Here is an 11,904-nt window from a genome sequence, read left to right as displayed (position 1 = left end):
GTGTCGCCCGGCGACCCGCCGTGGGTGCGCGAGTGTCGCCCGGCGACCCGCCGTGGGTGCGCGAGTGTCGCCCGGCGACCCGCCGTGGGTGCGCGAGTGTCGCCCGGCCGCCCGCCGTGGGTGCGCGAGTGTCGCCCGGCCGCCCGCCGTGGGTGCGCGAGTGTCGCCCGGCGACCCGCCGTGTGTGCGCCAGTGTCACCCGGCGACCCGCCGTGGGTGCGCGACCCCGCTGTCAGCGGCGGCGCAGCGCCGCGGTCTCCAGCGCCGGCGGCGTGTGGCCGACGTCGAGCGGGTTGAGGACGCTTCCCGGCGCGACGAGTTCGTCGATCCGGTCCAGCGCCTCGGCCGACAGCGGCCGGTCCACCGCGGTGAGCTGCGACAGGAGCTGGTCGTGGGTGCGCGGTCCCATGACGGCCGAGGTGACGCCGGGATGGGCGAGCACGAACCGCAGCGCCAGCTCGACGAGTGTGCAGCCCTCGTCGGCGGCGAGGCGCACGAGTTCCTCGACGACGGCGACCTTGCGCGTGCGCACCTGCTCGTCGGCGAAGTCGAAGTGGTCGCTGTTTCTCAGCGCGCGCGAGTCTCCCGCCGGTTCGGCGCCGGCCCGGTACTTGCCCGTCAGCCAGCCGCCGTTGAGCGGGCTCCAGACCATCACGCCCATACGGTGCCGCTGCGCGGTGGGCAGGGCAGCGGCCTCCGCGTGCCGGGCCAGGATCGAATACGACAGCTGTTCCACGGTGAACCGCTCGCGGCCACCGCGCCGCGCCGCCCACTGTGCCTCCACGATCTCCTCGGCCGGAAAGCTCGAGGTGCCGATCGCCCGCACCTTGCCCGCCCGCACCAGGTCGCTCAGCGCACCGAGGGTCTCCTCGACGTCGGTGCGGGGGTCAGGACGGTGGACGAGGTACACGTCCAGGTGGTCCGTCCCCAGTCGTCGCAGGCTGTCCTCCACGGCACGCGTGATCCACAGCCGGGAGGTGCCGCGTCGGTTGCGATCGAGCGGACCCGCGGGCATCTGGCTCGCGAACTTCGACACCAGGACGACGTCGTCGCGCCGTCCCTTCAGCGCCCGGCCGATGATCTCCTCCGACTCGCCGAAGGCGTACACGTCAGCGGTGTCGACGACGTTGACCCCGGCGTCCAGCGCCGTCGCCACCATGCGGTGGCACTCCGCCTCGTCGGTGTTGCCCCAGGCGCCGAACATCATCGACCCCAGGCACAGCTGACTCACCTCGATGCCCGTCCCACCCAGAATCCCGTAGTGCACGTTGCGCCTCGTCTTCCCAGCCGACGCCCTGTCGCTGTCATCTCGCAGGCTCGCACAGCGGCAGGCCCCGAACCGATGTCGCGCGGGGCCAGCATCCCCGGCCTGCGCGTTGTTCCCGCAGCACATCGACCCGCGGGCGCGTGCGCGCCTAGTCTCGAAGAAATCCGAACCACTCACGATGGAGGTACCGTGGCCACCGGTCTCACCTCGGCCCGCTGGACTCACCTCGCGCTGCCGACCGGCGATCTCGACAAGGCGATCGCGTTCTACACCACCCTGACTCCGCTGGTCGTGGTCGAGCGGTTCAAGGACGCCGACGGCGAGAGCGTCTGGCTCTCCAACGACCAGCAGGCCGAGACGCCGTTCGTGCTCGTCCTGGTGTCGTTCGACAAGGACAAGGGCAACCAGCTGGGCCTGCTGCACCCGTTCGCGCACATCGGCATCGAGGTGCCTGCGCGGGAGGACGTCGACGCGCTCGCGGACCGGGCCCGCGAGCTGGGCTGCCTGCACTGGGAGCCCCGGCAGATGCCCGAACCCGTCGGCTACATCTGCGCCCTGAAGGATCCCGACGGCAACGTCGTCGAGATCTCCCACGACCAGCGGGTGTTCGACTCGGTCCGCAAGAAGTGGGGTTCGTCCTGAAGGACACCCGCGCCGCCGTCGAGGCGTACCTCGCGGCATTGAACGCGCACGACGCCGACGCCGCGGTCGCGTGCGTGGCCGAGGACTTCGTCAACGAGCACACGTCGTCGATGGGACACAGCCGCAGGGGCCGCGCCGAGTACCGCGCCGCGCTGACCGGGTTCCTCGAGAACTTCGGGGACCTGCACTACGTGCCCGAGCGCTTCCTCGTCGACGGCGAGTCGGCGGCGGTGCCGTACGTCATGACGTTCCGGATGCGTTCGGCGGGCGACCGCCCCGTACGCGTGCGCGGGGTCTTCGTGTTCACCGTCGCCGACGGCCTCATCACGCGCCGCACGGACTACTGGGACAGCGGCGAGGTGCAGCGGCAGCTCGCATGACGCCCCCGGGCCGGCAGCCCGTAACCAGCCCCCTGACACCCCGTCCGCCTCTCGTGCGGACGGGGTGTCGGCGTATCCGCACCCTGACCTCCGTATCGCTTTACATGACGCCGTCTCGTATTGCTTGACACGACACCATCTCGCATTGAAAGATGCCGTCATGCGACTGGTGACAACACAGGTCGGCCTGGGCCGGATCGAGGACGGGGCTGTCGCCCTGCTGGACACGGCTTTTCCACACGTCGGCGCGGTCCTCGAGCAGGAGGGCTCGCTGCGGTGCCTGGCGTCCTGCGCGGTGCGTCGGCGGATCCCGCTCGACCGGGCCACGCTCGTGGCGCCGCTGGGCCGTCCCCGCGCGGTGTGGGGCGTCGGGCTCAACTACGTGTCGAAGGCGGCCCGGGCGGGCCGAGGCCTGCCAAAGCATCCGATCCTTTACCTGGCCGCGTCGTCCGGCGTCCTGGCACCCGGCGCGCAGGTGGTGATCCCGCCCGCCACGACCGAACCCGACTACGAAGGGGAGATCGCGGTCGTCGTCGGGCGCCGGCTGTACCAGGCGTCCGAGTCGCAGGTCTGGCCCGCGATCGCCGGCATCACGGCGGCCAACGACATGACGGCACGCGACGTCATGCGCACCACGGCGGTGCCCGCCCTCGCCAAGAGCTACCCGGGGTTCACGCCCCTCGGCGCGTCGATCTGCACTCCCGACGACCTCACCGACCGCGACGCGATCCGCGTGCGGACCCGGGTCAACGGCGAACTCGTGCAGGACGACACGAGCGCCGGGATGATCTTCGCCGTCACCGATCTGCTCAGCCGGCTGTCGTGGTTCACATCCCTCGAACCCGGCGACGTCGTTCTCACCGGAACCCCGGCCGGCACCGGCCAGGACCGCGCGTGCTTCCTCGCCGACGGCGACGAGGTACGGGTCGAGGTGGACGGCGTGCTGCCCCTTGTCACCCGCGTCGTGCGTCCCGCGGACGCCTCACCGCACGACCACCGGCTGATCGAACCCGTCAGCTGACCGCCCCTCACCCTGGAGCCCACACCGATGCCCATCTCCTCCGCGTCGTCCTACGACCTCGTCCTGGCCGGCGGCACCGTCATCGATCCGGCGTCGGGCACCAACGCCCGGCTCGACGTGGCGGTCACCGGTGACCGCATCGCCGCGATCGGGGAAGGGCTGGCAGCGGGCGCGGCCCGCACGATCGACGTCACCGGCTCCACCGTGCTGCCGGGCCTCGTCGAGGGCCACACCCACATCTTCCAGTACGTCTCCGCCGTCGGCGCCCCGGCCGAGGAGGCCCACCTGCGCCGCGGAGTCGTCGCCGCGGCGGACGCCGGCACGGCCGGCGCCTCGACGTTCGCGGCCTTCCGCAAGCTGGTGGTCGAGGCGAACCCGCTGCGCATCGTCAACTTCCTCAACGTCTCGGTGCTCGGCCTGATCGACTTCAGGTTCGGCGAGCTGCTGAACCCCGACACCCTGGTCCCCGAGGACGCGCTCGCGACCGCCGAGGCCCACCCCGACATCGTGCGCGGCTTCAAGATCCGTCTGTCCGAGGACGTTGTCGGCGAGCACTGGGAGTCGTTGCTGAAGAAATCCGTGTCACTGGCCGAGCAGGCCCAGCTACCGCTGATGGTGCACATCGGCGAGACCGAGGAGCCGGTCCCCGCCGTCCTCGACTACCTGCGCCCCGGCGACATCGTGGCGCACTGCTACACCGGCAAGCCGCACGGGATACTCGACGGCGACCACGTGCACCCCGCCGTCACCGCGGCCCGGGAGCGCGGCGTGCTGTTCGACTCCGCCCACGGCAAGAGCAACCTCAGCTTCGAGGTGGCGCGCCGGGCGATCGCCGACGGATTCCTGCCCGATGTCCTCAGCTCCGACACCAGCGCGCGCAACTGGCGCGGCCCGGTGTTCGACCTGCTCACCAGCATCTCCAAGCTGATCGCGCTCGGCGCGCCGCTCGAGGAGTGCGTCCGGCGGGCCACCGTCGCTCCGGCCCGGCTGCTCGGGCTCGATGCCGAGGGCTACGGGCGCCTGGCGGTCGGCGGGCGGGCCGACGTCACGGTCGTCGACTGGACCGAGGAGGTCACCCTGCCCGACGCCGCGGGCAACACGATCGTCGCGCCGCGCCTCGAACCGACCGTCGTGCTGCACGCCGGCGCCGAGGTCGACATCGTGCCGTGGCGCGGTCTGCCCTCGGCATGAGACGCCCACCCGCCCGGGGAGGATGCGATGACCGTCGGTGACATCCACCTGCTGCGGCGCCGACTGCGCGCGGCCCTGACGACGGGGGGACCCGCCGTCGGCACGTTCGTCAAGCTGGCGTCGCCCGACGTGGTGGAACTGGCCGAGGCGGCCGGGTTCGCGTTCGTGGTCGTCGACCTCGAACACTCCACCCTCACCGAGCAGAACGCCGTCGACGTGGTCCGCCACGCCCACGCGTGCGGCCTGCCGGCCCTGGTCCGCATCCCCGAGGTGGACGCCCCCGCCGTCAACCGGCTGCTGGAGGCCGGGGCGGCGGGAATCCAGCTGTCCATGCTCACCCGCGTCACCCAGGCCGAGGCACTCGTGGCGGCGACCCGGTTCGCGCCCGCCGGCCGCCGGTCGGTCAGCCTGGCCAACAGGGCCGCCCGGTTCGGTGCCCTCCCGCTGGCCGGGTTCCTGCGCGCCGAGCAGGGCGACCCGCCGGTGCTGGTCGGCCAGATCGAGACGGCGCGGACCGATCCCCTGCCGGATCTGCTCGCCCCTCTCGACGTGTGCTTCGTCGGCAGCACCGACCTCGCGGTCGACCTGGGCCTGCCGGCGGACCCGGCGGTGCTGCGCGCCGCGGTGGACCGGGTGCGCGAGGCCGCCCGCTCGGCGGCGGTGGCCTTCGGCGGCTGGGTGCCGGCCTGGAGTGCCGCGGCGGACCTGGGCCTCGGTGACGCCGACTACCTGGTGGTCGGCTCGGACCTGCAGATGTTGGCGGCCGCTCTGCGCGCGGCCGCCGGAGAGGAAAACCAGTGACCACACGCAACGCGGCGCTGTTCAACACCGTCGTCAACTGGGACGAACTGCCGGTGACCCAGGTGCGGCCGGGGGTCCGCCGTCGCGTCTACGCGACGGACGAGGTGATGATCTGCCATCACGAGCTCGAGATCGGCATGACGCTCAACCCGCACCGGCACGAGGACTTCGACCAGCTGGTCCATATCGCCGAGGGGCGGGCGAACTACTACGTGGACGGTGTCGCACACGACATGCGTGCGGGGTCGTTCCTGCTGGTTCCCCGCGGCAGCGAGCACTACGTGGAGCCGACCGAGGCCCCCTGCGTGAACATCGACTTCTTCGTCCCGCCGCGGACCGACCTGCTGCCCTGACGCATCAGACCACCACCTGCCTCGCCCGCATGCACGGCACGGTTGCCTCGCCCGCATGCACGGCACGGTTGCCTCGCCCGCATGCACGGCACGGTCGTGGTCGAAGCGCGCGTCGGCGCAAGCCATCGAGAACCTCCGGTGGTGAATGCCGGACACATCCACCCGCCCGGAGGCCTTCCCCGCTCTGTCACACCGTCACCGACGTGCAGCTCACGACATCCGGCCCGCCGCCCTCCGCGGTGACCCTGCCCACCTCCCCGGTGAGCGGTCAGCCGGCGACGGGTGCGCTGTCCGAGGTGCCCAGCCGCTGCGACAGCGCGCGGGCGGTCTCCAGCAGTGCCTGGGCCATCGGCGACTTGACGTCGTCGGGGACGGTCGCCGTCGTGCCTACGACCGCCAGCGTCCCGCTGATCTTGTCGCCCTCGAAGATCGGCGCCGCGATGGTGCGGACCCCGTTGACGGCGGGGGAGTTGACCGACAGCCCATGCTGCCGGATGGCGTCGAGCTCCTCGGTGAGCTCGGACGACCTGCGGACCGAGCGCGGCAGCGTCGGTACCTGGTCCGGGGGCAGGAACGTGAGGAAGATCCGTCCCTGTGCCGAGGAAGTGAGGTCGAGACGCGAGCCGACCCTCACACTGATGCGCACCATGTGGGCGGTGTTGTCCACCGAGCGCACCACGGTCGGCGACTCGCCGTCCCAGACCGACAGCACGATCGTCTCGTCGATGCGCCGGACCAGCTCCTCCATGTACGGCTCGGCGGCGGCGACGATCGGCAGGCCGGCCCGCGCGGCCGCAGCGAGCGTGAGCACCTGGGGACCGAGGGAGTAGAGCGAGGTGCGCTCGTCGTACCGCAGCAGGTTCGCCGCCCGCAGCGCCTTCGTGTAGCGGTGCGCGGTCGCCTTGCTCGCCCCGAGACGCGCGGTGATCTCATTGAGACTCATGTGCGGCTTGCCGACCGTGAACGAGCCGAGGATCAGCGCCGCACGCTGCACCGTCTGGATGGTCGGCGCGGTGGTGTCGGGACCGCTTTGCTCGCCGGTGCCCTGCTGCGCCTTGGTGGCCATGGATTCTTGCTCCTGTCCCGTACTTAGCAAGTTGGTAAGACGTTGAATGGAACGCCGTATTGGAGAGCGTAACGTTGAGGGCCGCGCACATGTGCGGGAAGAGCTGAGGTGCTCCACCACGCTGAGGTGCTCCACCACGGCGAACTGCGGCGGTGAACAGGAGCCGAGCAGGAACAACACCCGACGACCTCACGCATCGGAGGAGTGCCCCGGCGTGAGGGAGCGTGCCGGGTCGAGCAGGGCGGCGATGTGGTTGACGGCGAGGGCCGCCTCGCCGAAGCCGATCGAGATCAGGCTGACCTTGCCGTCGTGGTCGGCGATGTCACCGGCCGCGAAGACGCGCTGCCGGTTCGTGCGCATCGTGCGGTCGACGAGGATGCGCCGGCGGCGCAGCTGAAGTCCCCACTGCTCCATGGGGCCGAGATCGGCGATGAAGCCGAGCGCGGCGACGACGCACTGGGCGGGCAGGCTGATCCGGTCGCTGCCGGAGCGCGCGACCACGACCTCCGACACCGATCCGTCGCCGGAGATCTTCTCGACCTCGTAGGGCGTCAGGACCCGCACGGAAGACGCGTGCACCTGCTCGACGGTGCGCTCGTGGGCCCGGAACCGCGTACGCCGGTGCACCAGCGTCACCGACGAGGCGATCGGCTCCAGCGACAGCGCCCAGTCCAGCGCGGAGTCCCCACCGCCTACCACCACGACGTCCTGTCCGGCGAGTTCGGCCAACCGCGGCAAGAAGTACCGCAGCCCCCGGTCCAGGTACTCGCTGCCCACCGGGAGCTCGCGGGGGACGAAGTTGCCGATCCCGCCGCAGACGAGCACCGCACCCGCGGAGATCCGCGCGCCGGCGTCGGTGGTGGCGACGATGCCCTCGCCCGCGTCGTCCAGCCGGGTCACACCGTGCCCGAGCAGGTAGGCGGGGTTCCACCGCCCGGCCTGCTCGGCCAGCCGGTCCACCAGGTCCTGGCCGCGGACGGCGGGGAAGCCGGCCACGTCGTAGATGAACTTCTCGGGGTACAGCGAGGTGATCTGGCCGCCCACCTCGGGCAGGGCGTCGGCGACCGCGACACTCAGGCCGCGGAAGCCGGCGTAGTACGCGCCGTACAGCCCCGTCGGGCCGGCGCCGATGACGAGCAGGTCGACGGACATCTCGGGGCCGGCGCCCGTGGCGGTCTGGAAGCCGCTCACGCTCCCACCTCGGGGTGGTCGCGGCCGACCCGGCCGACCTTGCGTGCGCCGCCGGGCGAGCCGAGCGGTTCGGCTCCGAGAGTTCCGAGAGTTCCGAGAGTTCCGAGCGTGAAGAATTCGGCGTTGATGCGCTGGGCCTGCTCGGCCTCCGCCGGCAGGTCCTCGTGGTGGAAGATCGAGATCTGCGGGCAGACGGGTTCGCAGCGCCCGCACTCGACGCATTCGTCGGGCTGGATGTAGAGCATCCGGTCGCCCTCGTAGATGCAGTCGGCCGGGCACTCCTCCATGCACGACTTGTCCATGACGTCGAGGCATGCCTGAGTGATGACGTACGGCACGGGCTTCTTGCCCTTCACACGGTCGCACAGAATGCGAGATGGTGTCTTCTATCGTGGAATGGATGATGACGGCGTCGGCCCGGGGTGTCAACCGTCGGGCGATTGCTTGACACTGCCGCGTGTGCTAGGAGAAGCTGGCGCGACATACGAGATGGCGTCTCACAAAACGCCACTCGGGTCGGGACTTGTGAGAGGCATACTCCGTAATGGGAAGCAACCCCCGGACCGTCCCAGCACCGATGATCGTCGAGGACTGGGACCAGCTCACCTTCCGGGTCAACCGCGAGGCCTACCGCAGCGCGGAGATCTTCACCCGGGAACGCGGCTGGGTATGGACGCACACCTGGCTCTACCTCGGCCACGAGACCGAGATCCCCAACCCCAACGACTTCAAGGTCCGCACGCTCGGCGGCCGACCGCTGATCTTCTGCCGGGACACCGCCGGCGAGGTGCACGCCTTCCTGAACTCCTGCCCGCACCGCGGCACCGTGCTGTGCCGCGAGAGCGAGGGCTCGACCAGGCTCTTCCAGTGCTTCTACCACGCCTGGACGTTCCGCAACAACGGCGAGGTCGCCGCGATCCCCGACGCCGGCGCGTACGAGTCGAGCGACGAGTTCCGGGCGTCCATGGGGCTGCGCGGCGTCCCGCGCCTGGAGATCCACGAGGGTTACGTCTTCGTCGCCTTCGACCCCGACGTCCCACCGCTGCTCGAGCACCTCGGCGACGCGGCGGACTACATGACGATGATCGAACAGCAGCACGTCGGCGGCATGACCACGCTGCCCGGCACACAGCAGTACAGCGTGCGGGGCAACTGGAAACTCGCCGTCGAGAACGCGATGGACGGCTACCACTTCGCGCCGACGCACAACACGTTCGTGGGCTACCTGCGCGAGAGCGGCTTCGCCGTCACGGATGACAACCAGTACGCGTACAACCTCGGCAAGGGCCACGGACTCCTGGTCCTCACCGGGCACGGCGGGCGCATCAGCATGCTGTGGGAGCCGCGCTTCGGCGAGGACGAGCGGGTGCGCACCGAGCAGCACCGAGCCGAGATGACGCGGCGGCTGGGGGAGAAGCGGGCGCACTACGTGGCCGACGAGAGCCACATCCTGTTCGTCTTCCCGAACCTGCTGCTGTTCGACATCGAGGGCCTGTCGATCCGGCAGCTGGAGCCGGTGGCGCCCGACCAGACCGACGTGCGCGCCTGGCAGCTGGTCCCGCGCGACGAGGACCCGGCCGCGCGCGCCCTGCGCATGAAGACGGTCGTCAGCTTCGTCGGCCCGGGCGGGCTCGCCACGCCGGACGACATCGAGGCGTACGAGGCGGTCCAGCGCGGCATCCAGGCCACGGCGGCCACCGCTGTGCCCGAGCTGGACTACAGCGACATGTCGCGCGGCATGGCCGACGAGGTCAAGGGCGTACAAGGCAGGTCGACCGACGAAGGCGCGATGCGGGGCTTCTGGCGGCACTGGATCGAAGCCGTCGGCCTCGACGACGGCCTCGAGGTCCACGGCGAGCGACCGACGTCCTTCCTCGAGGGCAGGGACGTGCGATGACCGCGATCACCAACACCCACACCGTGCGGTGCCAGGGGCGCACCATCACCCGCCCGGAGGTGGAGGACTTCCTCTACGCCGAGGCGGACATCCTCGACCACTGGGACTACGACGGCTGGCTGGCCCTCTTCGAGCCCGGCGCCCGCTACGAGATCCCGACCACCGACTACCGCCCCGGCTGGTCACCGCACGAGACCGGATCCTTCGTCGACGACGACTGGGACCTGATCCGCGCCCGGGTCAAGCGCCTGAAGTCCCGCAAGGCGCATGCCGAGAACCCGCACTCGCGCACGCACCGGCTGGTGTCCAACGTGCGGCTGTCCGAGCACACGGAGGATTCCTTCCGGGTGGCGGCGTCCTTCGTGGTGCACCGCGCCCGCGACGGGCACTTCGACGCCTACGTCGGCTGGTACGAGCATGTGCTGGTGCCGACCGAGGACGGACTGCGGTTCCGCTTGCGGCGCTCGGTCCTCGGCCACGAGTCGCTGGCGGCAGGCGCCCGGCTCAGCTTCATCCTCTAGCCGGCGACGGATGGTGACCCGATGATCCGACACACCCTGTCCTTCCGCTTCGCCGACGAGATCGACCAGGCCACACGGGAGTCCGTGCTGGCCGAGCTGCGCACCTTCCCGGACCGGTACCCGGCCATGCGCGGCTTCGTCCTCGGCGAGAACATCAGCACCCGCGACCGGACCTTCACCCACACCATGGCCGTCGACTTCGACACTCACGACGACCTGCTCGCCTATCTCGGCAGCGAGTCCCACGAGAGCTTCGTGCACACGCGCTGGCGACCGGTCATCGGCCGGCAGGCCATCACCTCGTTCGAGTACGCCGAGCGTCCGTCGCTCGCTGCAGGAAGGACATCCCCAGTGAGCACCCGCCCGCACGGCCCGTACGGCATGGAGTACGCCCGGATCGAGGTTCCGGACATGCAGGCCACGATCGACTTCCTCGAGTACCACGTCGGGCTGCAGCTGGAGCAGCGTACGGACGAGTACGCCTACCTGCGCGCCGACATCGAGCACCACGCGATCGAGCTGATCCACGCGCCCGAGCGCACCGACGGGTGGACGACCGCGGTCGGCTACAGCGTGGAGAGCGAGGAGGTCCTCGAGCAGTTGCACAAGAGCGTCCTCGACGCCGGCCTCGAGGTCCTCGAGCTGCAGGAGCGGCAGCAGGCGCTGTGCGAGAACGGCTTCGCGGTGAAGGACCCCAACGGCCTCATCATCGAGCTGTTCACCGAGTTCCAGGAGTACGCCGAGCCGCCGCACATCGAGATCCGGCCGCTCAACCTGGTGCACCCCTTCATCGCCACCGCGAAATACGAGGAGACCCAGGACTTCTACCAGAACGTCCTGAGGTTCATACCCTCGGACTACGTCGTCGGCTCGACCACGTTCTTCCGCGGCGAGGACCGCCACCATCACAGCCTCGCGGTGCAGAACAACAAGGAGCACTTCACCGCGCACCTGTGCTTCGCGATGAAGAGCCTCGACCACGTCATGCGGATGCGCGCCCGCGCGCTGTACAAGGGCGCGCCGATCGCCTCCGACATCGTCAACCACTCGGCGTCGACGTCGATCGCGTTCTACCTGCACGACCCGCGCTTCGGCCCGCGGTTCGAACTGTGCGACCGGCACCGGGTGTTCACCCCGGAGGAGCACGAGACGCACCGGGCCCGCAGGATGCCGGCCGACCCGCGCAACATCGACGTGTGGCGTCCGGCGTCCGACGACTGGGGACGTTTTTGAGCCGGCAGCTCCCCTTGAGCCGGCAGCTCCCCTTGAGTCGGCAGTTGCCCTTGAGCCGGCAGTTGCTCGACGTCCTGCACCTGCTCGACGCGACCCCCGCCCCACGCGGCAAGGAGCGGACGGCGGCCCACCAGCTGCGCGCCTGGTGCGCACACCGGTGGCCGCACGTCGAGTGGCAGGTACTGGAGCACGGCCCCGAGGGCGGCAGCCTGGTCGCCGCGCACGGGGCCGGGCCGCTGCTGTACTCCCACCTCGACACGTCCCTGGACGACGGCGGGGTGGCGAACCGGCTCGTCACCGGCGCCGACGCGCCCATCGCCCCGCTCGACGTGGACGGCGAC

The 11,904-nt window shown here is 70.6% G+C and carries 14 protein-coding genes; 10 read left to right on the top strand and 4 right to left on the bottom strand.

The window, feature by feature from the left end; all coding sequences use genetic code 11:
- Nucleotides 1-232: 232 nt before the first annotated feature.
- Nucleotides 233-1,267, bottom strand: coding sequence for an aldo/keto reductase (locus CLM62_RS39195; protein ID WP_095754653.1), 1,035 nt, complete (start codon nt 1,265-1,267; stop codon nt 233-235).
- A 189-nt stretch (nt 1,268-1,456) separates the two neighbouring features.
- Here CLM62_RS39195 and CLM62_RS39190 point away from each other — a divergent pair, with 189 nt between their 5' ends.
- The 6 genes from CLM62_RS39190 to CLM62_RS39165 all read left to right on the top strand — a co-directional run bounded on the left by CLM62_RS39190 (nt 1,457) and on the right by CLM62_RS39165 (nt 5,655).
- On the top strand, nt 1,457-1,909 hold the full coding sequence (locus CLM62_RS39190) for a VOC family protein (RefSeq protein WP_218835659.1): 453 nt from the start codon (nt 1,457-1,459) through the stop codon (nt 1,907-1,909).
- The gene (locus CLM62_RS39185) at nt 1,894-2,289 is read left to right on the top strand and encodes a nuclear transport factor 2 family protein (RefSeq protein WP_095754651.1); all 396 of its coding nucleotides are present in this window, start codon (nt 1,894-1,896) and stop codon (nt 2,287-2,289) included. Before CLM62_RS39190 ends, CLM62_RS39185 begins: the two co-directional genes overlap by 16 nt.
- Before the next feature lie 160 nt (nt 2,290-2,449).
- A complete protein-coding gene (locus CLM62_RS39180) occupies nt 2,450-3,310 on the top strand; it encodes a fumarylacetoacetate hydrolase family protein (protein WP_095754650.1) in 861 nt (286 codons plus the stop codon).
- A gap of 27 nt (nt 3,311-3,337) precedes the next feature.
- Nucleotides 3,338-4,501: an amidohydrolase family protein gene (locus CLM62_RS39175; protein WP_095754649.1), complete on the top strand. Its 1,164-nt coding sequence runs from the start codon at nt 3,338-3,340 to the stop codon at nt 4,499-4,501.
- A gap of 27 nt (nt 4,502-4,528) precedes the next feature.
- Entirely contained in the window at nt 4,529-5,302 is a 774-nt protein-coding gene (locus CLM62_RS39170; protein WP_095754648.1) for an HpcH/HpaI aldolase/citrate lyase family protein, read from the top strand.
- Nucleotides 5,299-5,655, top strand: coding sequence for a cupin domain-containing protein (locus CLM62_RS39165; RefSeq protein ID WP_095754647.1), 357 nt, complete (start codon nt 5,299-5,301; stop codon nt 5,653-5,655). Before CLM62_RS39170 ends, CLM62_RS39165 begins: the two co-directional genes overlap by 4 nt.
- Before the next feature lie 268 nt (nt 5,656-5,923).
- On the opposite strand, the gene CLM62_RS39160 is transcribed toward CLM62_RS39165, so the two are convergent.
- From CLM62_RS39160 to fdxA, 3 genes are all read right to left on the bottom strand, one after another.
- Nucleotides 5,924-6,721 (bottom strand): IclR family transcriptional regulator, encoded by a 798-nt coding sequence (locus CLM62_RS39160; protein WP_095754646.1) that lies wholly within the window; start codon nt 6,719-6,721, stop codon nt 5,924-5,926.
- 189 nt (nt 6,722-6,910) lie between these two features.
- The gene (locus CLM62_RS39155) at nt 6,911-7,912 is read right to left on the bottom strand and encodes an NAD(P)/FAD-dependent oxidoreductase (RefSeq protein WP_306457965.1); all 1,002 of its coding nucleotides are present in this window, start codon (nt 7,910-7,912) and stop codon (nt 6,911-6,913) included.
- On the bottom strand, nt 7,909-8,268 hold the full coding sequence (fdxA, locus tag CLM62_RS39150; RefSeq protein ID WP_373559231.1) for a ferredoxin: 360 nt from the start codon (nt 8,266-8,268) through the stop codon (nt 7,909-7,911). The genes CLM62_RS39155 and fdxA overlap by 4 nt, the downstream gene beginning before the upstream one ends.
- Nucleotides 8,269-8,456: 188 nt before the next feature.
- On the opposite strand from fdxA, the gene CLM62_RS39145 reads away from it, so the two are divergent.
- The 4 genes from CLM62_RS39145 to CLM62_RS39130 all read left to right on the top strand — a co-directional run.
- Nucleotides 8,457-9,809, top strand: a complete 1,353-nt coding sequence (locus CLM62_RS39145) for an SRPBCC family protein (RefSeq protein ID WP_095754645.1) — start codon at nt 8,457-8,459, stop codon at nt 9,807-9,809.
- Entirely contained in the window at nt 9,806-10,330 is a 525-nt protein-coding gene (locus CLM62_RS39140) for an aromatic-ring-hydroxylating dioxygenase subunit beta (RefSeq protein WP_095754644.1), read from the top strand. Before CLM62_RS39145 ends, CLM62_RS39140 begins: the two co-directional genes overlap by 4 nt.
- A 21-nt stretch (nt 10,331-10,351) precedes the next feature.
- Entirely contained in the window at nt 10,352-11,563 is a 1,212-nt protein-coding gene (locus CLM62_RS39135) for a Dabb family protein (RefSeq protein WP_095754643.1), read from the top strand.
- 50 nt (nt 11,564-11,613) lie between these two features.
- On the top strand, nt 11,614-11,904 hold a 291-nt coding region (locus tag CLM62_RS39130), incomplete at its 3' end, for a hypothetical protein (RefSeq protein ID WP_143659228.1).

The organism is Streptomyces sp. SA15, assembly GCF_002291145.1.
GTDB lineage: Bacteria > Actinomycetota > Actinomycetes > Streptomycetales > Streptomycetaceae > Streptomyces.
Note: the sequence above shows the minus strand (reverse complement) of the source record. Positions and strands in the feature narration are given on the sequence as shown.